We start from the raw sequence: 25,791 nt of genomic DNA, 5'->3' as shown, positions 1-25,791 counted from the left end.
TCTCTTTGAGCTAAGGCGAGGCAACGCCGTACTGGTTTAAAGTTAATCCACTATACCTTTCCGACAGCCGAACAAAACCCCGAATCCGTCTGCACGGTTCGGGGCATATTTCCAATACGGGCATCGCGCTCCGGAAAACCGTCAAATCCGCATCGGCATCACAATATATTTGAAATTCGGATTGTTCGGCACGGTAAACAGCGTCGAGCGGTTGGCATCGCCGAAGGCAAGCTGCATATCGTCGGAATGGATGTTGCGCAACACGTCCATCAGATAGCCGATATTGAAACCGGCTTCCAATTCCCCGCCCTGATAGGCGATTTCGATTTCCTCACGCGCTTCTTCCTGCTCGTTGTTGCTGCACACGACGCTCAACAGGCCGGGCTGCAAAAACAATCGCGCACCGCGGAATTTTTCATTGGCAAGAATGGACACACGTTCCAACGCGCCCAACAATTCCGCCCTCGACAACACGAAAATCTTGTCGTTATCCAAAGGAATCACGCGGTTGAAATCGGGGAATTTGCCATCGATGACCTTGCTGACGATGGTCGTGCCGTTGCATTGGAAACGCACCTGTTTGTCCAGCAGCTCGATTTGAATCGGATCGTCGGGGTTGTTCAACAGTTTGAACAGTTCCAGCACCGTTTTGCGCGGCAAAATCACTTCGGCGCGCGGCAAATCCGCATCAATCGCGCAGGCTGCATAGGCAAGGCGGTGTCCGTCGGTCGCCACAAGGCGCAACTGGCTGCCCTCAACCTGCATCAGCAGACCGTTGAGATAATAGCGGATGTCCTGCACCGCCATGCTGTACTGCACTTGCGACAGCATGGTTTTGAAACGCTCCTGCTCCAGCGAAAAAGTCGCGCTGATGTCCTCGCCGACATTCATCATCGGAAAATCGGCGGCAGGCAGGGTCTGCAGGGCAAAACGCGATTTGCCCGCCTTCAGCGTCAGACGGCTGTCGTCCCAATCCAGCGACACCAGCGCACCGGCAGGCAGCGCGCGCAAAATGTCCTGAAATTTCTTGGCATTGGTAGTGATGCGGAAGTCGCCCGCGCCGCCCTCGGGACCCGCAGTGTCGATTTGGATTTCCAAATCGGTTGCCAAGAGTTTGGTCTGACCGCCTTTGCCCTCAATCAGGACGTTGGACAGGATGGGCAGGGTGTGGCGGCGTTCGACGATGCCGGTAACGGCTTGCAGCGGCTTGAGCAGGCTGTCGCGCTCGGCTTGTAAAATCAACATTTTCGCTCCTTAAATCGGTTGGATTTTTTACCCTTCGGACGGCATGGGCAATATCATGCCGTCTGAAAGGCGCGTTCGGTCAGTTTTGAATCAGAATCAGCAGTTTCTCGTAATCCTGCGCCAACTCGGGGTCTTCCTCGCGCAGTTTCGCCACCGCCCTGATGCCGTGCATGACGGTCGTATGGTCGCGTCCGCCGAACGAATCACCGATAGACGGCAGGCTCAAAGTGGTCAGTTCTTTGGTCAGGCTCATGGCAACCTGACGCGGACGGGCAATGTTGCGCGTGCGTTTTTTGCCGAGTACGTCGCTGATTTTGATGCGGTAATATTTCGCCACCGCATCGATGATGATATCGGCGGTGATGACTTTGTGCTTCTCGGCAATAATGTCCTGCAAAGCGGTACGCGCCAAATCGATGTCGATGACGGGACGGTTCATAAAGCGGCTGCTCGCTCCGACACGGTTAAACGCACCTTCAAGCTCGCGCACGTTGGAACGGATCAGATTGGCAATGAACAACGCGGCTTCGTCTTCGATACTGATGCCCGCCGCTTCCGCCTTTTTCTGCAAAATAGCGATACGCATTTCCAATTCGGGCGGCTCGAGTTCCAAAGTCAGTCCCCATGAAAAACGGGATTTGAGGCGGTCGTCCATACCTTCGATTTTGGCGGGTAAAACATCGCAAGTGAGGATGAGCTGTTTTTTCTCGTTGTGGAAATGGTTGTACAGATAGAAAAATTCTTCCATCGTACGGTCTTTGCCTTTGATGAACTGGATGTCGTCGATAATCAGCAGGTCGTATTGCTTGTATTGCTGCTTGAACACGTCGTAAGTGTTGTTGCGAACCGCCTTCATAAAGCTGCGGATATAGTCATCCGAATGCATATAGCGCACTTTGGCATCGGGACGGTTTTTCAACAGTTCGTTGCCAACCGCCTGCACAAGGTGGGTTTTACCCAAACCCGTACTGCCATAGAGAAAAAACGGGTTATAACTCTGTCCCGGACTTTCCGCTATCGCCTGCGCCGCAGCCGCCGCAAGGCGGTTGCCCTTGCCTTCAACCAATGTGTCGAACGTATAGTCCGGCGACAGATTGGTCTGCTCGTAACGCGCCTCTTCCGCATCGCGCTGCGCATCCATCCGTGCTTTGGCAACTGCCGCCGATTCCGGCCGAGAAACAGGCTCGGCAGCCTGACGCGGCTCGTGCGGCAGGTTTTTCATACGTTCCGCCAAAATATCCGCCGCCGTTTTCGACGCAGCGGGTTTGACAGGCTCTTCAGACGGCAGCTCGTCCAACAGAACCTCCTGCACGGGCATTTCCTCCGACACCGCATGCAAGGACGGCTCAGCAGGTTCGACAGCACTTTCAACCGCCGCCATCTCATAACGCACGCCTTCTCCCGGTTTGAATACGAAGGCGGAACGGCCGGCAGCCAACTCTTCCCTCACCGCTTCTATTTTTCCGGCAAACTGGCTCTTGAGCATATTGCAGGCAAACTGGTTCTTGCCGTACACCACCCATACGCCACCCTCCTCACCAACCGTAAGGGGCGCAATCCATTGCGCAAACTGCCCTTGAGGCAACATATCGTGAAGACGGCGGAGGCACAGCGGCCAAAACTCTGCTAATGTCATGGATAAGCTCGAATCGGTAAAAATGAAATCGAAAACAAAGAAAATATAATATTTTCAAAAAGAAAACAAATCTGTTGAACACACATCGGTTCAAAATGCAGCGAACCGATTATACCGACTCGCCGATATTTTATCCACAACCCGTGCAAAAATTTATCCACAGAAAGGCGGCAGAAATCCGCAGGCAATCGGGCAATCCTCCTGCAAAGTTTCTATATTGATTGACAAAAGCAGCAAATTAGAGTGTAATTCACAGTTTATCTATCTACCGATTTTTAGGAAACATCATGAAACGCACTTATCAACCTTCCGTTACCAAACGCAAACGCACCCACGGCTTCCTGGTGCGCTCCAAAACACGCGGCGGCCGCGCAGTATTGGCTGCACGCCGCGCCAAAGGCCGCAAACGCCTGGCGGTATAATTTTGGACTACCGCTTCGGAAGGCAGTACCGCTTGTTAAAAACGGATGATTTTTCATCCGTTTTTGCATTCAGGAAACGCCGCAGCCGAGACCTTCTGCAAGTCTCCCGTTCAGACGGCAACGGACTAGGGCACCCCCGCCTCGGGCTGGTCGTCGGTAAAAAAACAGCCAAACGGGCCAACGAACGGAATTACATGAAACGCGTTATCCGCGACTGGTTCAGATTAAATAAAAACAAGCTGCCGCCGCAAGATTTCGTTGTCCGCGCCCATCGGAAATTCGACAGGGACACTGCGGCACAGGCACGGGAAGAACTGGCGCAGCTCATGCTGGGCGGTTCGGATTCAAACTGCAAAAAACAGGCATAAATCGGGCGATACGGCATGCGCCAGCGGGTTTACACATAAGGCATCCTCCATGAACTTTCTGTTATCCAAACTGCTGCTGATTCTGATAAGGTTCTACCAATACTGCATCAGCCCGCTGATTCCGCCCCGCTGCCGCTATACGCCGACCTGTTCGCAATATGCCGTCGAAGCAGTCAAAAAATATGGCGCATTCAAAGGCGGCCTGCTTGCGGCAAAACGCATCGCCCGATGCCACCCCCTCGGCGGACACGGACACGACCCCGTTCCCTGACCCGATATTCAAACTGCACGCTTTTCTTTTATTTCCCATCGGTTTCTATATAATGCCGTCTGAAGCTTCGGGCAGGCGGCACGACCGCCGGGTATAAAGCCTGCCGTTATTCCCCGTCTATCGGAATCCGCAACCTGCGGCATTTCCGACCATTCAGGAAACTCTTATGGATTTTAAAAGACTCACGGCGTTTTTCGCCATCGCACTGGTGATTATGATCGGATGGGAAAAGATGTTCCCCACTCCGAAACCCGCCCCCGCGCCCCAACAGGCGGCACAACAACAGGCCGTAACTGCTTCCGCCGAAGCCGCGCTCGCCCCCGCAACGCCGATTACCGTAACGACCGATACGGTCAAAGCCGTTATCGACGAAAAAAGCGGCGACCTGCGTCAAATGACCCTGCTCAAATACAAAGCAAACGGCAACGAAAACAAACCCTTCTCCCTGTTTGACGACAGCAAAGAATACACCTACGTTGCCCAATCCGAGCTTTTGGACGCACAAGGCAACAACATCCTGAAAGGCGTCAACTTTACCGCCGCACAAAAACAATACAGCCTCAACGGCGACAAAGTCGAAGTCCGCCTGAGCGCGCCCGAAACCAACGGACTGAAAATCGACAAAGTCTATACCTTTACCAAAGACAGCTACCTCGTTAACGTCCGTTTCGACATTACCAACACCAGCGGCAAGCCCGCCAACCTGAGCGCGGACTACCGCATCGTACGCGACCACAGCCAACCGGAAGGCCAAGGCTACTTCACACGCTCCTACCTCGGCCCCGTCGTGTACACTCCTGAAGACAAATTCCAAAAAGTCAGCTTCTCCGACTTGGACGACGATGCCAAATCAGGCAAAAACGAAGCCGAATACGCCCGCAAAACCCAAACCGGCTGGCTCGGCATGATTGAACACCACTTTATGTCCGCTTGGATTTTGCAGCCTAAAGGCGGACAAAGCGTTTGCGCCGCTGGCGACTGCCGTATCGACATCAAACGCCGCAACGACAACCTGTACAGCGCAAGCGTCAGCGTGCCTTTAGCCGCTATCCAAAACGGCGCAAAAGCCGAAACTGCCATCAATCTGTATGCCGGCCCGCAGACCACATCCGTCATCGCAAACATCGCCGACAACCTGCAACTGGCAAAAGACTACGGCAAAGTACACTGGTTCGCTTCCCCACTCTTCTGGCTCCTGAACCAACTGCACAACATCATCGGCAACTGGGGCTGGGCAATCGTCGTTTTGACCATCATCGTCAAAGCCGTCCTCTACCCGCTGACCAACGCGTCCTACCGCTCGATGGCAAAAATGCGCGCCGCCGCACCCAAACTGCAAGCCATAAAAGAGAAATACGGCGACGACCGTATGGCGCAACAACAAGCGATGATGCAGCTTTACAAAGACGAAAAAATCAACCCGCTGGGCGGCTGTCTGCCTATGTTGTTGCAAATCCCCGTCTTCATCGGCTTGTACTGGGCATTGTTCGCCTCCGTAGAATTGCGTCAGGCACCTTGGCTGGGCTGGATTACCGACCTTAGCCGCTCCGACCCCTACTACATCCTGCCCGTGATTATGGCGGTAACGATGTTTGCCCAAACATTCCTCAACCCGCCGCCGACCGACCCGATGCAGGCGAAAATGATGAAAATCATGCCTTTGGTTTTCTCCGTTATGTTCTTCTTCTTCCCTGCCGGTTTGGTTTTGTACTGGGTGGTCAACAACCTCTTAACCATCACCCAGCAGTGGCACATCAACCGCAGCATCGAAAAACAACGCGCCCAAGGCGAAGTTGTTTCCTAGATGCCGCAGCATGAAAAATGCCGTCTGAAACCTGTTCAGACGGCATTTTTATTGTTTACCCCCTATCGGGGCGGAAATCTTCAACCCGCATACATCACAAAAATCGTCGGGCGTTTCTTCAAGTTCGGCATTTCTTTTCTTTTTCGCCACTGCGCAACCGTCTGGCTGATGATTTCCTGTGTCGGCAAGGTCAAATCCGTAGCCACACACAAACGCGTTTCAGGATGCAGGTTTTCCACCGCATCGGCAAGCAGCGCATCATTGCGGTAAGGCGTTTCGATAAACAGCTGCGTTTCATTCTGCTGGCGCGAACGTTGCTCCAAAGCCTTCAAACTCTGAATCCGCTCGTTTTTTTCAGACGGCAGATAACCCTTAAACGCAAAACTCTGCCCGTTCGCACCCGAAGCCATCAGTGCCAGCAACAAGCTGGACGGGCCGACCAAAGGCCGTACTTCAAAACCGTGTTTATGCGCCAATGCCACCAAATTCGCGCCCGGATCGGCAACGGCCGGGCAACCCGCCTCACTGACAATGCCCATACTGCGCCCTTCTTGCAAAGGTTTCAGCAATTCCGGCAAAGTCTTCAAATCCGTGTGTTCATTCAGTGTTTGCAGATTCAGCTCGCGGATAGGCGTAGTCACGCCCAAATGTTTCAAATGCGCACGCGCCGTTTTTTCCGCTTCCACGACAAAATCCGTCAGCCCGACAACCGCCTGTTGTTCATGCGGCAACAGGCACGGCGTATCGGGCGTACCCAAAGGCGTAGGAATCAAATACAAAACAGGAGACATCATTCCCTCACTCATCGGTTAAAAATGCCGTCTGAACCCTTCAGACGGCATAAACGGGCAGTTACAAAACATCCACGCCCTCATTTTTCAAGAAATCGACCAGACGGAAAACCGGCAAACCGATCAAAGCATTCGGATCGCTGCTTTCAATCCGTTCGATCAACAATGCACCCAAATCCTCGCTCTTCAACGCACACGAGCAATAAACCGCATCAGGCTCGCGCTCCAAATAGCGGAGGATGTGCAACTCGTCCAACTTCCTCATCACGACCACAGTCTTATCGATATGCCGCTGCATCCTGCCCGTAACCGTATTCAACAGCACGACCGCGCTGTAAAACTCAATCTCCCTGCCGCTCAAATGCATCAACATCTTTTGCGCATTAGCAAGGTTCATCGGCTTGCCCCACTGCCTGCCGTCGCACCACGCCACCTGGTCCGCACCGACAATCAACGCCTCGGGGAAACGCCCGGTCAACGACCGCGCCTTACCCTCGGCAAGGCGCAATGCCGTCTGAGGGGCTGATTCCCCCAACATCGGCGTTTCGTCAAAATCGGGGGATGCCGCCTGAAAGGCAATGCCGAGCCTTTCCATCTGTTCGCGGCGGAAAACCGAACTCGTACCCAAAATCAAAGGCAGTTCCAAACCCATCCCATCCTCCTTACCGTTGAAAACACGCCCGAAGGGGCGGTAAAATCCAGCCATGCGCTGAAACACGGATACCCGCCTTCGTCGTACCGCAACATTTTTCTTAAAAATATTGACGTTAGAACATCTAAATTATATCATACCCCGTTTATGTCAGACCCTAATTTGATTGACCCGGAAATTTTTGCCGCCGAAGGGCAGAACCTGCAAGGCAGTTTTCTGCTGGAAGAATTGGACGAGCGAGTCAGTTTGCACGATTATCCCGCCGACAGGCAGACCAAAATATCGTTTACACTGACCGGCGGTCGCGACCGGCTGCAACGCCTGTTCCTCGACCTGAACGTCAAAGCCGATATGCCCCTGATCTGCCAGAGATGTATCAAACCCATGCCGTTCATGCTCGATGAAAGCAGCCGTATTGTCCTGTTTTCCGACGAAGAGTCCTTGGACGAATCCATGCTTGCCGACGAAGAACTCGAAGGCATACTGATTGAAAAAGAACTCGACGTGCGCGCATTGGTAGAAGACCAAATCCTGATGTCCCTGCCCTTTTCGCCGCGACACGAAGACTGCGGCGACAATGGGACACTGGAAGAAGTCAATCGGGACAAACCCAACCCCTTTGCTGTTTTGGCAGGTTTGAAAAGCAGTTAATTAGGACACAGTTTATTTATCTAGGAGCTTGAAATGGCCGTTCAACAAAACAAAAAATCCCCTTCCAAACGCGGTATGCACCGTTCGCACGACGCACTGACCGCGCCCGCACTGTCTGTCGACAGCACAACCGGCGAAGTACACCGCCCGCACCACATTTCCCCCAACGGTATGTACCGCGGCCGCAAAGTGGTCAAAGCCAAAGGCGAATAATCCCTATTCGACTGACTGAAAAAGCCAGGACATTGCCATGCAATTACTGGCTTTTTTTGCATTGGACGCACCATCCGTCCAAACTTTCGCCATACGTCAACACACAGGGGCAAAGCGTTCCGTATAATACCCCGTGAAAATATTCCAAAAGCCCCAACCACCAAGGAAATTCCGATGAAACAGAAAATCTGGTACACCTACGATGATATCCACCGCGTCATCAAAGCATTGGCAGAAAAAATCCGGAACTCCGGCGTCAAATACGATGCCATGATTGCCATCGGCGGCGGTGGCTTTATTCCGGCACGTATGCTGCGCTGTTTTCTGGAAATTCCGATTTATGCCGTAACCACCGCCTATTACGACAGCGACAACGAAGGACAGGTTACCGAAGAAGTCAAAAAAGTCCAATGGCTCGACCCCGTTCCCGAAGCCCTGCGGGGCAAAAACGTGCTCGTCGTCGATGAAGTGGACGACAGCCGCGTAACCATGGAGTTCTGCCTGAAAGAACTGCTCAAGGAAGACTTCGGCACTGTCGGCGTCGCCGTCCTGCACGAAAAAATCAAAGCCAAAGCAGGCAAAATCCCCGAAGGCATTCCCTATTTCAGCGGCATTACCGTAGAAGACTGGTGGATCAACTATCCGTGGGACGCACTCGACATCGACGAACACAACCGCCTTGCCGAGGCCGGCCGAGGCTGACCCTTTCAGACGGCATATTTTCCGAACCGATGCCGTCTGAAGCCCGCACGACCCCTGCCGCAGACCGAAAACCCACCGGAGAAACCCTATGATTACATTGGCCGTAGATGCCATGGGCGGCGACCAAGGACTTGCCGTTACCGTACCCGGCGCAACCGCATTCCTCCAAGCACATCCCGATGTCCGCCTGATTATGACCGGCGACGAAACGCAACTGCATCAAGCCCTGACCGCGGCAGGCGCGCCGATGGAACTTATTGACATCTGCCATACCACCCAAGTTGTCGGCATGGACGAAGCCCCGCAATCCGCCCTGAAAAACAAAAAAGACTCCTCCATGCGCGTCGCCATCAACCAGGTTAAAGAAGGCAAAGCCCAAGCCGCCGTATCCGCAGGCAACACGGGCGCGCTCATGGCAACCGCACGTTTCGTCCTCAAGACCATACCCGGCATCGAACGCCCCGCCATCGCCAAATTCCTTCCTTCCGACACCGACCACGTCACACTCGCGCTCGACCTCGGCGCAAACGTCGACTGCACGCCCGAACAGCTCGCCCAGTTCGCCATTGTCGGCAGCGAACTCTTCCACGCCCTCCATCCCCAAAAAGGGCGGCCCCGCGTCGGACTGATCAACGTCGGCACGGAAGACATCAAAGGCACGGACACCGTCAAACAAACCTACAAACTGCTGCAAAACAGCAAACTCAACTTTATCGGCAACATCGAAAGCAACGGCATCCTCTACGGCGAGGCAGACGTCGTCGTCGCCGACGGCTTTGTCGGCAACGTTATGCTCAAAACCATCGAAGGCGCAGTCAAATTTATGGGCGGCGCCATCCGCCGCGAATTCCAAAGCAACCTGTTCAACAAACTTGCCGCCGTTGCCGCCCTGCCCGCCCTCAAAGGGTTGAAAAACAAACTCGACCCGCGCAAATTCAACGGGGCCATCCTGCTCGGGCTGCGCGGTATCGTGATTAAAAGCCACGGCGGCACAGACGAAACCGGTTTCCGCTACGCACTCGAAGAAGCCTACCATGAAGCCAAGTCCGCCGGCCTTTCCAAAATCGAACAAGGCGTTGCCGAGCAACTCGCCGCACTGGAAGCCGCCCAAGCCGCCCAAAACGAAACCGCCGGCGGTCTGTAACACGCACGATGCCGTCTGAACGCCCCAGCCCCTTTCAGACGGCATCCGCCCGCACCAAACCTGCGGATGCGGACGGCGATGCGCCTGTCCGACACTTCCCAAATATCGCCTTGTAAAATAAGGAGTATTTGAAAAATGAAGACATTAGAAAAACGGATGAAAGCTCTAGACAAACGGATTATGAAGTTCGGAAAATCCCTTGAAGGCAGGCTTGATGCCCGTCTGATTGAATCCGCATTGGATTATATTCATTATTCGGAACGTTTTCTGGCTTTTGAAACCCTGTGTACTTATATCGAAGATTTCGATGTCCGGCTGACGGAACAAGAATCCCGGGAAATTTCTTTTATCAACAAGGAATTTGAGATAGAAAGCACGTCCGATTAACCAATAAAGCCAATGGGTTGATAAACATGAAAACATCGACGGTTGTTTTTGGCGGATTTTTTATGGCAGACAACGGGGAACGAATCCAAATCCCCGTTTTGGAAAATCCTGACATTAGGGAAATCAATCACTTTTTTTCCGTATCAAATTTTGAGAAAAAAACCGGCGTCCTTGTTTTCAGAATCATCCCCGAGCCGGAATTTGGCAATACCGAATTAACTATCTATTTTGAAAAAGGATATTATTTGCCAATGATTCAAACAATTTTAGAAGGCGGGGATATTGAAGTCAAAAACCTTAAAACGGAAAATTATAGTGGAAATACAATGGAAATTTGGGGAGATTCCTACCCTATTGAGCATATCTCTAAAAATATTTCTACAATTCAAAATATAATTTCTGAATTTATTATACAAAAACAAACACCGGCACCAATAATTTGATGGAAAGCCAACAATCAAAATGCCGTCTGAAGCATGTTTGGTTTTCAGACGGCATTTCCTTCGCTTAAAACAGCGTATCGGCAACCCCGCCCTGCCTGTCCACGGCAATCTGCATCTGAAAACCATCTGTATCCCAAACCACACCCCCCATCCCTGTTTCCGTCATTTGCACCCTGTCCGTATTGGGCAATCATCGGTTTTTCGCTTACAATAGCCGAATCTGAACCAACTCTCTAAAAAGGCCGTTCCCATGCAGTATGCCAAAATTTCCGGCACGGGCAGCTATCTTCCTGCCAACCGCGTCAGCAATGACGACCTTGCTCAAAAGGTAGATACCTCTGACGAGTGGATTACCGCGCGCACGGGCATCAAGTTCCGCCATATTGCAGCCGAAAACGAAAAAACCAGCGACCTTGCCGCCGAAGCGGCGCGCCGCGCGCTGGATGCCGCAGGTTTGAACGGCAATGAAATCGACCTGATTATCGTGGCAACGGCAACGCCGGATATGCAGTTTCCGTCTACTGCAACCATCGTGCAGCAAAAACTGGGGATAGACAACGGCTGCCCCGCGTTTGACGTACAGGCAGTGTGTGCGGGCTTTATGTACGCGCTGACTACGGCAAACGCCTACATCAAAAGCGGTATGGCGAAAAACGCACTGATCATCGGTGCGGAAACCTTCAGCCGCATTGTAGACTGGAACGACCGTACAACCTGCGTGCTGTTCGGCGACGGCGCGGGCGCGGTGGTTTTGAGCGCGTCCGACGAACCGGGCATCATCCACGCCAAACTCAAAGCCGACGGCAATTATCTGAACCTGCTCAACGCCCCCGGGAAAATTGCCGACGGACAAATCTGCGGCTCTCCCTACGTCAAAATGGACGGTCCCGGCGTATTCAAGTTTGCCGTCAAAATGCTGGCAAAAATCGCCGACGAAGTCATCAGCGAAGCCAGTTATACCGCCGAACAAATCGACTGGCTCGTGCCGCACCAAGCCAATAAGCGCATTATCGACTCTACCGCCAAACACTTGGGCTTGAGCATGGACAAAGTAATCTTGACCGTCCAAGACCACGGCAACACGTCCGCCGCCTCGATTCCGCTGGCTTTGGATACGGGCATCCGCAGCGGACAAATCAAACGCGGTCAAAACCTGCTGCTCGAAGGCATCGGCGGCGGTTTCGCGTGGGGCGCGGTGCTGTTGCAATATTGAACCCGATGCCGTCTGAAGCAGGCTTTCAGACGGCATTTCCCATATCATGAAGCGGCAGGCTTTCTTCAAACCGATTGCGTGTGCGGCATTTCTGTCTGCCGTTTCGCTGCTCCTCCCCGTATTGGGCGCGTGTTACGCAATATTGTCCCTCTATACGTTTGCACTTTACGGCATCGACAAACGGCGTGCCGTGCGGGGAAAACGCCGCATTCCCGAACACCGCCTGCTGCTGCCTGCCTTGTTCGGCGGTTGGACGGGCGCATACTTGGGCAGCAGGATATTCAGGCATAAAACGGCGAAAAAGCGTTTTGTTGTGCTGTTCCGTCTGACTGTTTCGGGCAATGTCCTAGCGACCTGCATCCTGATTGATTATTTCGTTCCGCCCGAACTTTTTGTAAAACTCGGGCAACATCTCTGACAATCCAACCCAACAAAGGAATACTATGTCTTTTGCCTTCTTTTTTCCCGGACAAGGTTCCCAAAGCCTCGGTATGATGAACGGCTTTGCCGGACACGCCATCGTCAAAAACACCTTTGCCGAAGCCTCCGCCATATTGGGGCAGGACTTGTGGGCGATGATTAACGGCAGCGATGCCGAAATCATCGGTCAAACCGTCAACACCCAGCCCATTATGCTCGCCGCCGGCGTTGCCGTTTACCGCGCCTATTTGGAAGCGGGCGGCAAAACGCCTGCCGCCGTTGCCGGACACAGCCTCGGCGAATATACCGCGCTTGTCGCTGCCGGCGCATTGGATTTTGCCGACGCGGTCAAACTCGTACGCCTGCGCGCCGAACTGATGCAGTCCGCCGTACCGCAAGGCGTGGGCGCAATGGCGGCGATTCTCGGCTTGGAAGATGAACAGGTAAAACAAATTTGCGCCGAATCCGCACAGGATGAAGTGGTTGAAGCCGTCAACTTCAACTCGCCCGGACAAATCGTGATTGCAGGCAACGCCGCCGCCGTCGGACGCGCTATGCTTGCCGCCAAAGAAGCCGGCGCCAAACGCGCCCTGCCGCTGCCCGTGTCCGTACCTTCCCATTGCAGCCTGATGAAACCCGCCGCCGACAAACTCGCCGAAGCCCTGAAAACCGTTGAAATCAAGCAGCCGCAAATCCGCGTCATCCACAACGCCGACGTTGCCGCCTACGATGATGCCGGCAAAATCAAAGACGCGCTCGTCCGCCAGCTTTACAGCCCCGTACGCTGGACGGAAACCGTCAACGCCCTTGTTTCAGACGGCATCACCGAATCCGCCGAATGCGGCCCGGGCAAAGTGTTGGCGGGCTTGGCAAAACGCATCAACAAGGCCGCCGCGTGCAGCGCGCTGACCGATGCCGGACAGGTTGCCGCCTTTATCGAAGCGCACTGACTTCGTTCCGCAAAAAGCAGCCTGCCCTCTTCAGGCTGCTTTTCACGTCCGAACGGCGGCAGCCCCATATTTACGCTATAATCCATCCCGACCAAACCACCGACAGCGGCTGCCGTTGCAGTTCCCGCCCCACCGATATGATAGAAAAACTGACTTTCGGACTGTTTAAAAAAGAAGACGCGCGCAGCTTTATGCGCCTGATGGCATACGTCCGCCCCTACAAAATCCGCATCATTGCCGCCCTGATTGCCATTTTCGGCGTTGCCGCCACCGAAAGCTACCTTGCCGCCTTCATCGCCCCCCTGATTAACCACGGCTTTTCCGCACCCGCCGCGCCGCCCGAGCTGTCTGCCGCCGCCGGCATCATTTCCACCCTGCAAAACTGGCGCGAACAGTTTACCTATATGGTTTGGGGGACGGAAAACAAAATCTGGACCGTCCCCCTCTTCCTCATCATCCTCGTCGTCATCCGTGGCATCTGCCGCTTTACCAGCACCTATCTGATGACTTGGGTCTCCGTGATGACCATCAGCAAAATCCGCAAAGATATGTTTGCCAAAATGCTGACCCTTTCCTCCCGCTACCATCAGGAAACGCCGTCCGGCACCGTACTGATGAATATGCTCAACCTGACCGAACAGTCGGTCAGCAACGCCAGCGACATCTTCACCGTCCTCACGCGCGACACGATGATCGTTACCGGCCTGACCATCGTCCTGCTTTACCTCAACTGGCAGCTCAGCCTCATCGTCGTCCTGATGTTCCCCCTGCTCTCCCTGCTCTCGCGCTACTACCGCGACCGTCTGAAACACGTCATTTCCGACTCGCAAAAAAGCATAGGCACGATGAACAACGTGATTGCCGAAACCCATCAGGGACACCGCGTCGTCAAGCTGTTCAACGGGCAGGCGCAGGCGGCAAACCGGTTCGACGCGGTCAACCGCACCATCGTCCGCCTCAGCAAAAAAATCACGCAGGCAACGGCGGCACATTCCCCGTTCAGCGAACTGATTGCCTCGATCGCCCTCGCCGTCGTCATCTTCATCGCCCTGTGGCAAAGCCAAAATGGCTACACCACCATCGGCGAATTTATGGCATTCATCGTCGCGATGCTGCAAATGTACGCCCCCATCAAAAGCCTTGCCAACATCAGCATCCCTATGCAGACGATGTTCCTCGCCGCCGACGGCGTATGTGCATTTCTCGACACCCCGCCCGAACAGGACAAAGGCACGCTCGCACCGCAGCGTGTCGAAGGGCGCATCAGCTTCCGCAACGTCGATGTCGAATACCGTTCAGACGGCATCAAAGCCCTCGACAACTTCAACCTCGACATCAGACAAGGCGAACGCGTCGCCTTGGTCGGACGTTCCGGCAGCGGCAAATCCACCGTCGTCAACCTGCTGCCCCGCTTTGTCGAACCGTCTGCCGGCAACATCTGCATAGATGGTATCGACATCGCCGACATCAAACTCGACTGCCTGCGCGCCCAATTCGCCCTCGTCTCCCAAGACGTATTCCTGTTTGACGACACCCTGTTTGAAAACGTCCGATACAGCCGTCCCGACGCAGGCGAAGCCGAAGTCCTATCCGCCCTCCAAGCCGCCAACCTGCAAAGCCTGATTGACAGTTCCCCGCTCGGACTGCACCAGCCCATCGGATCGAACGGCAGCAACTTATCCGGCGGACAGCGGCAACGCGTCGCCATTGCCCGCGCCATTTTGAAAGACGCGCCGATATTATTATTGGACGAAGCCACCAGCGCATTGGACAACGAATCCGAACGCCTCGTCCAACAGGCGCTCGAACGCCTGATGGAAAACCGCACCGGCATCATCGTCGCCCACCGCCTGACCACCATCGAAGGGGCCGACCGCATCATCGTAATGGACGACGGCAAAATCATCGAACAAGGCACACACGAACAACTGATGTCCCAAAACGGCTACTACACGATGTTACGCAATATCTCAAACAAAGATGCCGCCGTCCGGACGGCATAAACAAAATGCCGTCTGAAATGGTACAATCGCTCCGACCCTTTCAGACGGCATCATATCCGCCGACCCATCCGATTATCTTCAATCACCGTAAAACCCATTATGACCCAAGACAAAATCCTCATCCTCGACTTCGGTTCGCAAGTTACCCAGCTGATTGCCCGCCGCGTGCGCGAAGCCCACGTTTACTGCGAGCTGCATTCCTTCGATATGCCTTTGGACGAAATCAAAGCCTTCAACCCCAAAGGCATCATCCTTTCCGGCGGCCCTAATTCCGTTTACGAATCCGACTATCAAGCCGATACCGGCATTTTTGATTTGGGCATTCCGATTTTGGGCATCTGCTACGGAATGCAGTTTATGGCGCACCACTTGGGCGGCGAAGTGCAGCCCGGCAACCAGCGCGAATTCGGTTACGCGCAAGTCAAAACCATCGACAGCGAGCTGACACGCGGCATTCAAGACGACACGCCCAACACGCTCGACGTATGGATGAGCCACGGCGACAAAGTGTCCAAACTGCCCGACGGTTTCGCCGTCATCGGCGACACCCCGTCCTGCCCGATTGCGATGATGGAAAACGCCGAAAAACGATTCTACGGCATCCAATTCCACCCCGAAGTAACCCACACCAAACAAGGCCGCGCCCTGTTGAACCGCTTTGTCTTGGACATCTGCGGCGCGCAACCGGGCTGGACGATGCCGAACTACATCGAAGAAGCCGTTGCCAAAATCCGCGAACAGGTCGGCAGCGACGAAGTGATTTTGGGTCTGTCCGGCGGCGTGGACTCTTCCGTAGCCGCCGCGCTGATTCACCGTGCCATCGGCGACCAACTGACCTGCGTGTTCGTCGATCACGGTTTGTTGCGCCTGAACGAAGGCAAAATGGTGATGGATATGTTCGCCCGCAACTTGGGTGTGAAAGTGATACACGTCGATGCCGAAAGGCAGTTTATGGCGAAACTCGCCGGCGTAACCGACCCCGAGAAAAAACGCAAAATCATCGGCGCGGAATTTATTGAAGTATTTGATGCCGAAGAGAAAAAACTCACCAACGCCAAATGGCTGGCGCAAGGTACGATTTACCCTGACGTAATCGAATCCGCAGGCGCGAAAACCAAAAAAGCCCACGCCATCAAATCGCACCACAACGTCGGCGGCCTGCCTGAAAACATGAAGCTCAAGCTGCTTGAGCCGTTGTGCGACTTGTTTAAAGACGAAGTGCGCGAACTGGGCGTTGCTTTGGGTCTGCCGCGCGAAATGGTGTACCGCCATCCGTTCCCGGGTCCAGGTTTGGGCGTGCGCATCTTGGGCGAAGTGAAAAAAGAATACGCCGACTTGCTCCGTCAAGCAGACGACATTTTCATTCAAGAATTACGCAACACTACCGACGAAAACGGCACGCCTTGGTATGACCTGACCAGCCAAGCCTTCGCCGTATTCCTGCCCGTCAAATCCGTCGGCGTAATGGGCGACGGACGCACTTACGACTACGTCGTCGCGCTGCGTGCCGTCATCACCAGCGACTTTATGACCGCACACTGGGCAGAACTGCCATACTCACTGCTCGGCCGCGTGTCCAACCGCATCATCAACGAAGTCAAAGGCATCAACCGCGTGGTTTACGATGTGAGCGGCAAACCGCCCGCCACCATCGAGTGGGAATAAACAGCAAACAGGGCTGCACCGTCCGGCGCAGTCCTTCGATTATCGGAAAAAAGGAAAAAATATGAGCACACAAGATTTAAGCGGCAAAATCGCTTTGGTAACAGGCGCATCGCGCGGTATCGGTGCAGCGATTGCCGATACGCTGGCGGCAGCCGGTGCCAAAGTCATCGGTACGGCGACCAGTGAGAGCGGTGCGGCGGCGATTAGCGGGCGGTTGGCGCAATGGGGCGGCGAAGGTCGTGCATTGGATTCTGCCGAACCCGAAACCATCGAAAACCTGATTGCCGACATCGAAAAAACGTTCGGCAAGCTGGATATTCTGGTCAACAACGCCGGCATCACCCGCGACAACCTCCTGATGCGTATGAAAGAAGAAGAGTGGGACGACATCATGCAGGTCAACCTAAAATCCGTCTTCCGCGCCTCCAAAGCCGTCTTGCGCGGCATGATGAAACAACGTTCCGGCCGCATCATCGACATCACATCCGTCGTCGGCGTGATGGGCAATGCCGGTCAAACCAACTATGCCGCGGCAAAAGCAGGCTTGATCGGTTTTGCCAAATCTATGGCGCGCGAAGTCGGCAGCCGGGGCATTACCGTCAACTGCGTCGCCCCCGGCTTTATCGATACCGATATGACCCGCGCCCTGCCGGAAGAAACCCGCCAAACCTTTACCGCCCAAACCGCCTTGGGCAGATTCGGCGACGCGCAAGACATCGCCGATGCGGTTCTGTTCCTCGCTTCCGATCAGGCAAAATACATCACCGGTCAGACGCTGCACGTCAACGGCGGTATGCTGATGCCCTGACGGGCTGCCGTGCCGGCAATGCCGTCTGAAGCCTTCAGACGGCATTTGCATTCCCAAACAAAATGTTTCAACACACAGGGCGACACATAAAGCGTCGCCCTACGTGTTGCCCTGAATTGGAAGAGGTTACATCTCTCCCAATTTGATTATCCTCCCTAAAGGGAGGGGTTTCAACCGGTGAGGAAATTTTGATGAACACACACCACGCCCCGCCCTGCCCCTGCGGCTCAGGCACAAGCTATGCCGGCTGCTGCCGCCCGCTTCATCTGCGCCAAATCCTGCCGCCCACCGCCGAAGCCCTCATGCGTTCGCGGTACAGCGCGTATGTGCTGCATCTTATCGACTACATCATCACTACTACCGTTCCGGCGCAACAAACATTCCTCGATGCCGCCGAACTGATGCAGTGGAGCAAAGAAACCGAATGGCTGGGCTTGAATGTCATCGCACACCGCAACTTCGGCAAACAGCACGCCCAAGTCGAATTTGAAGCCTACTTCCAAGACGGCGGAAACCGAGCGGCGCATCACGAGCTGTCGGCATTCGTGAAAATAGCGGAGCAATGGTATTTCATCGATCCGACTGTTCCGCTGCCTACCATGAAACAGCCCTGCATTTGCGGTTCTGAAAAGAAATTCAAAGCCTGCTGCGGCAAATATCTGAAACCTGTCGCATAAAAATGCCGTCTGAACGTTCAGACGGCATTTTCAACGCGCAAAAAAAACCATTCATACCAAGGGTAAGTATGAATGGTCAATACATTGCGGGAAAACGTCTTACTTGCTGCACTGCCGAAAAGGGAGAAACGGCAGCGGTAATCAGCGGAAAGGATTGTACCCGAATTAATGTTAAGAAACGTTAATCGTGAAAATATATTAACAAACCTGTTGAAACCTATTGGTTTTCCCGTATCCACCCGACCCAGCGTTCAAACAGCTTCGGTTCGAGCGCGGCAACGACCGAGCGTTTGAACACGTGTTCACCACTCCAAAACCCGTCGCCTTCCAAAGTTGTCAGCCTGCCGCCCGCCTCCTCAAAAATCAACGCACCCGCAGCATAGTCCCACAGCTTCTGCCCGCCGTGGACATAAACATCGTAACGCCCGCACGCCAGATAACACCAGTCCAGCGTGCTGCTGCCCATACTGCGTATCGTCCCGAAAGGCGCGAGCGTACTCATGCGGCTGGAAAGTTTTCCGGAACGGAGATATTTGATTTCCACGCCCGCAATCGCCTCATTGAGTTTTTTATCCACGAGGCGCAGGGGCAGGCGCGTCCCGTTTAAAAACGCCCCCTGCCCGCGTTCGGCATAAAAACATTCGCCGCTGACCGGATTGTAGATTACGCCCAATTCGGCGCGCCCGTTGCGGACAAACGCCACCGACACGGCAAAATGCGGCAGCCCGTTGACAAAATTGTTCGTCCCGTCTATCGGATCGACAATCCACAGCCCCTTTTCCCCCGAATATTGTTCCCACAAAGCCGACTGTTCCTGCCGCGACATTTCCTCGCCCAACATCGGGCAATCGATCAGAAGCGGCAACGCGGCGGCAAAAGCCGTCTGCGCGGCAATGTCCGCCTCGCTCAACATCGAACCGTCTTCCTTGCGGTGAGACGGCGTATTCAAAAAACGCGGCATAATTTCGGTTTGCGCGATATGGCGCACGACTTTCTGCAAACGGTGTAACACTTCCTACTGTCCTTATATTTTGAACTTGCGGCGCGCAAACGTATAATGTCCGTTTCCATCACGCCGCTGCGACGGATTATAACCGTCCGAACCGCCAAAAACTATGCCCCGATTCCACCTGCCCGAAAACCTTTCCGTCGGACAAACCGTCGCCCTGCCCGACAACATCGTCCGCCACCTCAACGTCCTGCGCGTCCGCCCCAACGAAAACATCACTCTCTTCGACGGCAAAGGCAAGGCACATGCCGCACGGCTGTCTTTTTTGGAAAAACGCCGCGCCGAAGCCGAAATCCTACACGAAGACACAACCGACAACGAGTCCCCGCTCAACATCACACTGATACAATCCATCTCCTCCGGCGATCGCATGGATTTCACCCTGCAAAAAAGTGTCGAACTCGGCGTAACCGCCATACAGCCCGTCATCAGCGAACGCTGCATCGTCCGCCTCGATGGGGAACGCGCCGCCAAACGCCTCGCACGCTGGCAGGAAATCGTCATTTCCGCGTGCGAACAAAGCGGCAGAAACACCGTTCCCCCCGTACTGCCCATCATCGGCTATCGTGAAGCACTCGACAAAATGCCGTCTGAAAGCACCAAGCTGATTATGAGCATCAACCGCGCCCGCAAACTCGGCGACATCCACCACCCGTCCGGCGCAATCGTCTTTATGGTCGGGCCAGAAGGCGGCTGGACAGAACAGGAAGAACAACAGGCATTTGATGCCGGCTTCCAAGCCGTAACATTGGGCAAACGCATCCTGCGCACCGAAACCGCCGCCCTCGCCGCCCTCGCCGCCATGCAGACGCTTTGGGGCGATTTCGCATAAACAGAAATGCCGTCTGAAACCCGTTCAGACGGCATTTTGCAGCCGATTAAGATATAGTAGGTTCAAATAAGATTTCCCGTGTCGTCATTCCCGCGAAAGCGGGAATCTAGAAACGAAAAACTACAGGGATTTATCCGAAACAACAAACCCTCTCCGCCGTCATTCCCGCGCAGGCGGGAATCTAGAAATTTAACGTTGCGGTGATTTATCGGAAATGACTGAAACTTAACGGACTGGATTCCCGCCTGCGCGGGAATGACGAGATTTCAGGTTTCTGTTTTTGGCTTTCTGTTTTCGTGGGAATCACGAATTAGGGCTTACCCGAAAACAAGTGAAACCGAACAAACCGGATTCCCCGACATAAATTTAGGGACAGCGCACACCCGCCAAATAAGGAAAGGCCAAAACCTATTCAAACGGGACGACGTGCCGCCCGAGGTGTTTTTCCAATTTTTTCTGACGTTTCCGTTCCCTCGCCCTTTCGATTTCCCTGCCGATTTTTCCCAAAGCGCGTTTCAACAAAACCTTCGGGGAGCGGCGGTTGCGGTACGATTCCTGCCTGCCGTTTTTCAGTTGGCTGGGCAGGGTTTCGCTTTGGATGCACAAGGCGGGGGTCAGTTGGCAAACCGTCATCCCCCCTTTGTCGAGGAAACTGCTGAACAGCATCCAATCCACCGCCTTCAGGCGTTCGGACGGCAAAACGGCAAACCTGTCCAAAAAGAAACGCATCGCCTTTCGGGAAATGATATAGCCCGCCATACCAAAATGTTCGCTTTCCAACAGCGGAAAGGCGCGCCCGCCGTAGTCCGCCACGCTGGAGGGCGAGGTCAGGACGTGCATAAACATCGTTTCCAAGCGGACGATAAAGGCGGAATCCTTGTCAAAACGCTCTTGCAGCCAAGCGTCTTCGTCAAGGAATTTCTCCGCCCTTTCGCCGAGTAAGACATCATCCTCAAATACGGCAACATACGGTACGCCTTCGTCCAACGCCTGCTTCCACAATACGACGTGGCTCATAAAGCAGGCTTTTTCCACACTACTCAAATAAGGATGCGCCGACAAGCCGGGTACGAGTTCCGCCATTGCCTGTTCCAGCCTTTCAGACGGCATCAGTGCGTCGAAAAACTGAAACGGGATGCCGCGCGCGCCGAAGGTATCGGCAATGTGCGCCCTGCGTTCTGTGGCGGAAGCCAAGCTGATAACGTGGTTTTGCATAATTTATCCTGTTTTTTGTCTGTTGGATAAAGCGGCGGTTCTCAACGGTTTTTCAACAACCGGCGTAAAATGCCGAAGTATTGCCTCAAGGTAAACAGCCGCCGCATCCTGCCGTCTGCTGCAAATACGATGTCCATCTTTTCTCCTTTTATTGGAAAGGCACAATGATCTTGCCGATTAACTGTTCGCGCCTTTGCCGGCGTTTTTCCCTTTCCCTGCTGATTTTGGTCAAGGCGCGGATCAGGCGGTGTTTGAATGTGTTGGCGGGGGAATCGCGCCTTTGCTGTTTGCGGTTCAGGAGGCGGTCGTGTTCGATCAGGCTGCCCAATGCGCTGTTTTGGTCGTGAAACTTGGCATAATGCAGCTCTTGGGCGCACAAGGCGGGATTGAGCTGGCAAACCGGCATTCCTTCCCTGTCGTCAGGGTTGCCGAACATCATCCAATCGACGGGGTGCAGCCCTTCAGACGGCAGGGCGGCAAACCTGTCCAGGAAAAACCGCATCGCTTTTCGGGAAATGATATAGCCCGCCGTCCCCCAGTGTTCGCTTTCCAACAGCGGAAAGGCGCGCCCGCAGTAGTCCGCCACGCCGGAGGGCGAGGTCAGGACGTGCATAAACATCGTTTCCAAACGGACGATAAAGGCGGAATCGGGGTCAAACCGCTCTTTTAGCCAGCCGTCTTCGGCAAGGAATTTCTCCGCGCCTTCGCCGAGTAAAACGTCGTCCTCAAATACGGCGATATACGGCAGACCTTCGTCCAATGCCTGTTTCCACAATACGGCGTGGCTCATAAAGCAGGCTTTTTCCACTCCGCTCAAATAGGGGTGCGCCGACAAACCGGGTACGAGTTCCGCCATTGCCTGTTCCAGCCTTTCAGACGGCATCAGTGCGTCGAAAAACTGAAACGGGATGCCGTGCCTGCCGAAGGTATCGGCAATGTGCGCCCTGCGTTCTGCGGCGGAAGCCAGGCTGATAACGTGGTTTTGCATAATTTATCCTGTTTTTTGTCTGTTGGATAAAGCGGCGGTTCTCAACGGTTTTTAATCAGCCGGTTCAAAATGCTGAAGTATTGCCTCAAGGTAAACAGCCGCCGCATCCTGCCGTCTGCCGCGAAATCCAGCCACGCGCCGGCGGGCAGCGTATCCGTCCGTTTGAAGCATTGGTACAAAAACCGGCGGGCGCGTTCAAAATCTTCTTCCGGCAAATGTTTCTCCAGCAATTCATACGCTACTGCTTTTATTTGGCGGTATTCAAGGCTGTCGAACCGGGTTTTAAAACCCATAGACTGCAAGAAATCGTTTCTGGCGGTTTTTTGGATGCCTTGCGCGATTTCGTGTTGGCGGACGCTGTGTTTGGATGAAACCTGATTGGCGTGAAGGCGGTATTTGACCAAGGCTTCGGGATAATAAGCCAGCCTACCCAATTTGCTGACATCGTACCAAAATTGGTAATCTTCCGCCCAATCCCGCTCGGTGTTGTAACGCAAACCGCCGTCAATGACGCTGCGCCGCATAATCATCGTGTTGTTGTGTATGGGGTTGCCGAAAGGAAAAACGGCGGCAATGTCTTCGTGCTGGGTCGGCTTTTTCCAAATTTTGCCGTGTTCGTGGTGCCGCGCCAGCCGGTTGCCGTCCTTTTCTTCCGACAAAACTTCCAGCCACGCGCCCATCGCAATGATGCTGCGGTCTTTTTCCATCTCGCCCACGATTTTCTCAATCCAGTCGGGGGCGGCAATATCGTCGGCATCGGTGCGCGCAATATATTCCCCCCCCCCCCCGGCTTTACCAATTCGTCCAGCCCGATGTTTAAAGAAGGAATCAGGCCGGAATTTTGAGCTTGTGCAAGGATTTTGATGCGGCTGTCCCGCTTTTGAAAATCCTTGGCAATGGCAAGCGTACCGTCTGTCGAGCCGTCATCGACAATCAAAATCTCCAAGTTGCGCCAAGTCTGATTCACGACGGCGGCTAATGATTGGGCGAAATATTTTTCTACGTTGTAGGCGCAAATCAATACGCTGACTAAAGGCTGCAATTTATTCTCCCGATAGGCACGATGCCGTCTGAAGGCTTCAGACGGCATTTGGACTGTACAACGGTTACTCGCCCAAAAGCGCGATGTCGGCTACCGCGTTCATTTGCTCTGCCAAGCGGTTCAGCAGGTTCAGGCGGTTTTGTTTCACAGCGGCATCTTCCGCCATCACCATCACGCCGTCGAAGAAGGCATCGACTTGCGGTTTGACGGAAGCCAGTTCGGACAAGGCGGTTTGGAAATTACCATCGGCAACAGCGGCGGCGATTTTCGGCTGCAAGCCTTGCGCGGCGGCAAAGAGGGCTTTTTCTTCGTCCTGTTGCAGCAGGCTTTCATTGACTTCGCCCAACGCGGCATCGGCTTTTTTCAGCAGGTTTTGCACGCGTTTGTTGGCGGCGGCGAGCGCGGCGGCTTCGGGCAGTTGTTTGAACGCGGCGACAGCCTGCAGTTTGGCGGTCAAATCGTCCAAACGGCGCGGCTGTTTGGCGAGTACGGCGGCAACGATGTCTTGCGGATAATCGTTTTGCAGCAACACGGCAAGGCGCGCCTGCATAAAGTCGGCGGTTTCAGACGGCGTTTTTTCGTTGAGCAAACCTTTGGGAAAGCTGTCGAATGCCGTCTGAATCAGTTCGTTCACGTCCAAACCGTACTGCATCAGCATCCGCAAAATACCCAAGGCGGCGCGGCGCAGGGCGTAGGGGTCTTTGTCGCCGGTCGGAATCAGGCCGATGCCCCAAATTCCGACCAGGGTTTCCAGCTTGTCCGCCAGTGCCACGGCGGCGGCAATTTTGCTTTCGGGCAGCTTGTCGCCGGCAAAACGCGGTTGGTAGTGTTGCTCGACAGCTTCGGCGATTTCTTCGGTTTCGCCGTCCAAGCGGGCATAGTATTTGCCCATCGTACCTTGCAGTTCGGGGAACTCGCCGACCATTTCGGTTACCAAGTCGGCTTTGGCAAGACGCGCGGCGCGTTCGGCTGCGGCGGCATCCGCGCCCAAAGCCTTGGCGATGTGGGCGGCAATGCTTTGTAGGCGTTCGATGCGTTCGGCTTGCGAGCCGATTTTGTTGTGATAAACCACGTTCGCCAGCTTGGGCAGGCGGCTTTCCAAAGTCGCTTTCTGGTCTTGCTTGTAGAAGAACTCGGCATCAGACAGGCGAGCGCGCAAGACGCGTTCGTTGCCTTGGATGATGTGCGACGGATCTTCGGTTTGCAGGTTGGAGACCAACAGGAAGCGGTTCATCAGCTTGCCGTTTTGGTCGAGCAGCGGAAAGTATTTTTGGTTTTGCTGCATCGTCAGAATCAGGCATTCTTGCGGCACGGCGAGGAAGTGTTCCTCAAAACCGGCTTCCAAAACAACGGGGTATTCGACCAGCGCGGTTACTTCGTCCAGCAATGCTTCATCGGCGGCAACAGTCGCGTTCAGACGGCGTGCCTGCCCTTCCAATGCCGTCTGAATCGCAGCTTTGCGCTCGGCAAACGAAGCGACGACTTTGCCTTGTTCGCGCATTTGTTCGGCGTAGCTGTCGGCGTTTTCAATGGTGATTTCGCCGCTGGAAAGGAAGCGGTGTCCCAAGGTTTGATTGCCGCTTTGCAAACCCAAAACGCTGACGTTTACGATGTCGCCGCCGTGCAGCACAATCAGCCCGTGGACGGGACGCACGAAAGTAAACGTGCTGCTGCCCCAACGCATGACTTTCGGAATCGGCAGTTTTTTCACTGCGGCATTGATAATGTCTTCCAAAAGTTCGCCCAACGGTTTGCCGGTTTGGACGTATTCGTAAGCGTACACGTCCTGCTTGCCGTCGTGGACGATGGTCAGGTCTTCGATTTTCGCGCCCGCGCCGCGTGCGAAACCTTCCAAAGCCTTGGTCGGCACACCGTCTTTTACGGCATTCGCTACGGCAGGGCCTTTTTTCACGATTTTTTGATCTGCCTGAACAGCTTTGACGTTTTTGACTTGAACCGCCAAACGGCGAGGAGAAGCGTAGGCGGTAAATTTGGCTGCGCCGCCAACCAGTTGCGCTTTTTCCAAGCCTTCGGCAACGGAAGCGGCGAAGTGGTTGCCCAGATTATTAAGGGCTTTGGGCGGAAGTTCTTCGGTAAGGAGTTCGATTAAAAGGGTTTGGGTTGTCATATGAGACTTTCTGTTTGTCCGTAGGCCCTGCTTATAAAGCCTGCATATGCCGTACGGCCTGTATTAATGGATACGCAAAAAAGGCCGTCTGAAAACCTGTTTCAGACGACGT

General features: G+C 54.3%; 27 protein-coding genes and 2 pseudogenes. 19 read left to right on the top strand and 10 right to left on the bottom strand.

Going from position 1 to position 25,791, the window contains the following annotated elements; translation table 11 throughout:
• Window positions 1–141: 141 nt before the first annotated feature.
• Both dnaN and dnaA read right to left on the bottom strand, forming a co-directional pair.
• Window positions 142–1,245: a DNA polymerase III subunit beta gene (dnaN, locus tag KEM39_RS05515; RefSeq protein WP_118997104.1), complete on the bottom strand. Its 1,104-nt coding sequence runs from the start codon at window positions 1,243–1,245 to the stop codon at window positions 142–144.
• 79 nt (window positions 1,246–1,324) lie between these two features.
• Window positions 1,325–2,881 (bottom strand): chromosomal replication initiator protein DnaA, encoded by a 1,557-nt coding sequence (dnaA, locus tag KEM39_RS05510; protein ID WP_118997105.1) that lies wholly within the window; start codon window positions 2,879–2,881, stop codon window positions 1,325–1,327.
• Between the two features lie 287 nt (window positions 2,882–3,168).
• Here dnaA and rpmH point away from each other — a divergent pair, with 287 nt between their 5' ends.
• The 4 genes from rpmH to yidC all read left to right on the top strand — a co-directional run bounded on the left by rpmH (window position 3,169) and on the right by yidC (window position 5,746).
• Window positions 3,169–3,303 (top strand): 50S ribosomal protein L34, encoded by a 135-nt coding sequence (gene rpmH / locus KEM39_RS05505; protein ID WP_002214728.1) that lies wholly within the window; start codon window positions 3,169–3,171, stop codon window positions 3,301–3,303.
• Between the two features lie 2 nt (window positions 3,304–3,305).
• Window positions 3,306–3,671, top strand: coding sequence for a ribonuclease P protein component (gene rnpA / locus KEM39_RS05500; RefSeq protein WP_118997106.1), 366 nt, complete (start codon window positions 3,306–3,308; stop codon window positions 3,669–3,671).
• Between the two features lie 49 nt (window positions 3,672–3,720).
• Complete coding sequence (yidD, locus tag KEM39_RS05495) at window positions 3,721–3,942, top strand: membrane protein insertion efficiency factor YidD (RefSeq protein ID WP_118997107.1); 222 nt, start codon at window positions 3,721–3,723, stop codon at window positions 3,940–3,942.
• A gap of 166 nt (window positions 3,943–4,108) precedes the next feature.
• A complete protein-coding gene (gene yidC, locus KEM39_RS05490) occupies window positions 4,109–5,746 on the top strand; it encodes a membrane protein insertase YidC (protein WP_118997108.1) in 1,638 nt (545 codons plus the stop codon).
• A gap of 80 nt (window positions 5,747–5,826) precedes the next feature.
• Here yidC and KEM39_RS05485 read toward each other — a convergent pair whose 3' ends face one another.
• Together KEM39_RS05485 and KEM39_RS05480 are read right to left on the bottom strand one after the other, a co-directional pair.
• Window positions 5,827–6,552, bottom strand: a complete 726-nt coding sequence (locus KEM39_RS05485; RefSeq protein WP_118997109.1) for an SAM-dependent methyltransferase — start codon at window positions 6,550–6,552, stop codon at window positions 5,827–5,829.
• Between the two features lie 46 nt (window positions 6,553–6,598).
• Window positions 6,599–7,189, bottom strand: coding sequence for a Maf family protein (locus KEM39_RS05480; protein WP_118997110.1), 591 nt, complete (start codon window positions 7,187–7,189; stop codon window positions 6,599–6,601).
• A 147-nt stretch (window positions 7,190–7,336) separates the two neighbouring features.
• Between KEM39_RS05480 and KEM39_RS05475 the strand changes: the two genes are divergently transcribed.
• The 14 genes and pseudogenes from KEM39_RS05475 (at window position 7,337) to KEM39_RS05410 (ending at window position 18,465) form a co-directional block, all read left to right on the top strand.
• Entirely contained in the window at window positions 7,337–7,840 is a 504-nt protein-coding gene (locus tag KEM39_RS05475; protein ID WP_118997111.1) for a YceD family protein, read from the top strand.
• A 33-nt stretch (window positions 7,841–7,873) separates the two neighbouring features.
• Complete coding sequence (gene rpmF / locus KEM39_RS05470; protein ID WP_002214744.1) at window positions 7,874–8,053, top strand: 50S ribosomal protein L32; 180 nt, start codon at window positions 7,874–7,876, stop codon at window positions 8,051–8,053.
• A 174-nt stretch (window positions 8,054–8,227) separates the two neighbouring features.
• The gene (locus KEM39_RS05465; RefSeq protein ID WP_118997112.1) at window positions 8,228–8,755 is read left to right on the top strand and encodes a phosphoribosyltransferase; all 528 of its coding nucleotides are present in this window, start codon (window positions 8,228–8,230) and stop codon (window positions 8,753–8,755) included.
• Between the two features lie 88 nt (window positions 8,756–8,843).
• The gene (gene plsX, locus KEM39_RS05460) at window positions 8,844–9,899 is read left to right on the top strand and encodes a phosphate acyltransferase PlsX (RefSeq protein WP_118997113.1); all 1,056 of its coding nucleotides are present in this window, start codon (window positions 8,844–8,846) and stop codon (window positions 9,897–9,899) included.
• A gap of 135 nt (window positions 9,900–10,034) precedes the next feature.
• The gene (locus tag KEM39_RS05455; protein ID WP_118997114.1) at window positions 10,035–10,286 is read left to right on the top strand and encodes a MafI family immunity protein; all 252 of its coding nucleotides are present in this window, start codon (window positions 10,035–10,037) and stop codon (window positions 10,284–10,286) included.
• Between the two features lie 26 nt (window positions 10,287–10,312).
• Entirely contained in the window at window positions 10,313–10,729 is a 417-nt protein-coding gene (locus KEM39_RS05450; RefSeq protein ID WP_101129674.1) for a DUF6911 family protein, read from the top strand.
• A gap of 19 nt (window positions 10,730–10,748) precedes the next feature.
• A pseudogene (locus KEM39_RS05445) lies at window positions 10,749–10,953 on the top strand (hypothetical protein).
• A gap of 26 nt (window positions 10,954–10,979) precedes the next feature.
• Window positions 10,980–11,942 (top strand): beta-ketoacyl-ACP synthase III, encoded by a 963-nt coding sequence (locus KEM39_RS05440; RefSeq protein ID WP_118997115.1) that lies wholly within the window; start codon window positions 10,980–10,982, stop codon window positions 11,940–11,942.
• A 46-nt stretch (window positions 11,943–11,988) separates the two neighbouring features.
• A complete protein-coding gene (locus KEM39_RS05435; RefSeq protein ID WP_118997116.1) occupies window positions 11,989–12,360 on the top strand; it encodes a DUF1294 domain-containing protein in 372 nt (123 codons plus the stop codon).
• Between the two features lie 25 nt (window positions 12,361–12,385).
• Window positions 12,386–13,312, top strand: coding sequence for an ACP S-malonyltransferase (gene fabD, locus KEM39_RS05430; protein WP_118829852.1), 927 nt, complete (start codon window positions 12,386–12,388; stop codon window positions 13,310–13,312).
• Window positions 13,313–13,449: 137 nt separating this feature from the next.
• Window positions 13,450–15,315: a lipid A export permease/ATP-binding protein MsbA gene (gene msbA, locus KEM39_RS05425; RefSeq protein WP_002240059.1), complete on the top strand. Its 1,866-nt coding sequence runs from the start codon at window positions 13,450–13,452 to the stop codon at window positions 15,313–15,315.
• 99 nt (window positions 15,316–15,414) lie between these two features.
• Window positions 15,415–16,980: a glutamine-hydrolyzing GMP synthase gene (gene guaA / locus KEM39_RS05420; RefSeq protein ID WP_211709683.1), complete on the top strand. Its 1,566-nt coding sequence runs from the start codon at window positions 15,415–15,417 to the stop codon at window positions 16,978–16,980.
• A gap of 61 nt (window positions 16,981–17,041) precedes the next feature.
• Complete coding sequence (gene fabG / locus KEM39_RS05415; RefSeq protein ID WP_118829847.1) at window positions 17,042–17,788, top strand: 3-oxoacyl-ACP reductase FabG; 747 nt, start codon at window positions 17,042–17,044, stop codon at window positions 17,786–17,788.
• Window positions 17,789–17,979: 191 nt separating this feature from the next.
• Entirely contained in the window at window positions 17,980–18,465 is a 486-nt protein-coding gene (locus KEM39_RS05410) for a YchJ family protein (RefSeq protein WP_118829845.1), read from the top strand.
• A 217-nt stretch (window positions 18,466–18,682) separates the two neighbouring features.
• Here the strand turns inward: KEM39_RS05410 and KEM39_RS05405 are convergent, their stop codons facing one another.
• Entirely contained in the window at window positions 18,683–19,477 is a 795-nt protein-coding gene (locus KEM39_RS05405; protein WP_002234194.1) for an inositol monophosphatase family protein, read from the bottom strand.
• A gap of 103 nt (window positions 19,478–19,580) precedes the next feature.
• Between KEM39_RS05405 and KEM39_RS05400 the strand changes: the two genes are divergently transcribed.
• Window positions 19,581–20,306 (top strand): 16S rRNA (uracil(1498)-N(3))-methyltransferase, encoded by a 726-nt coding sequence (locus tag KEM39_RS05400; protein WP_123196433.1) that lies wholly within the window; start codon window positions 19,581–19,583, stop codon window positions 20,304–20,306.
• A 408-nt stretch (window positions 20,307–20,714) separates the two neighbouring features.
• On the opposite strand, the gene KEM39_RS05395 is transcribed toward KEM39_RS05400, so the two are convergent.
• The 5 genes and pseudogenes from KEM39_RS05395 to glyS form a co-directional block, all read right to left on the bottom strand.
• Window positions 20,715–21,521 (bottom strand): glycosyltransferase family 25 protein, encoded by an 807-nt coding sequence (locus KEM39_RS05395; RefSeq protein WP_211709682.1) that lies wholly within the window; start codon window positions 21,519–21,521, stop codon window positions 20,715–20,717.
• A gap of 41 nt (window positions 21,522–21,562) precedes the next feature.
• Window positions 21,563–21,658 (bottom strand): hypothetical protein, encoded by a 96-nt coding sequence (locus KEM39_RS05390; RefSeq protein WP_002233110.1) that lies wholly within the window; start codon window positions 21,656–21,658, stop codon window positions 21,563–21,565.
• An 11-nt stretch (window positions 21,659–21,669) separates the two neighbouring features.
• Window positions 21,670–22,509 carry a glycosyltransferase family 25 protein gene (locus KEM39_RS05385; RefSeq protein ID WP_118829841.1) on the bottom strand — a complete coding sequence of 280 codons (840 nt, stop codon included), beginning with the start codon at window positions 22,507–22,509 and terminating at the stop codon, window positions 21,670–21,672.
• Between the two features lie 41 nt (window positions 22,510–22,550).
• Window positions 22,551–23,599: pseudogene (locus KEM39_RS05380) on the bottom strand (glycosyltransferase family 2 protein).
• Window positions 23,600–23,615: 16 nt separating this feature from the next.
• Window positions 23,616–25,679 (bottom strand): glycine--tRNA ligase subunit beta, encoded by a 2,064-nt coding sequence (gene glyS / locus KEM39_RS05375; RefSeq protein ID WP_211709680.1) that lies wholly within the window; start codon window positions 25,677–25,679, stop codon window positions 23,616–23,618.
• Window positions 25,680–25,791 lie beyond the last annotated feature (112 nt).

Origin of the sequence: Neisseria sp. Marseille-Q1983, assembly GCF_018224585.1 — a bacterium.
Lineage (GTDB): Bacteria > Pseudomonadota > Gammaproteobacteria > Burkholderiales > Neisseriaceae > Neisseria > Neisseria polysaccharea.
Note: the sequence above shows the minus strand (reverse complement) of the source record. Positions and strands in the feature narration are given on the sequence as shown.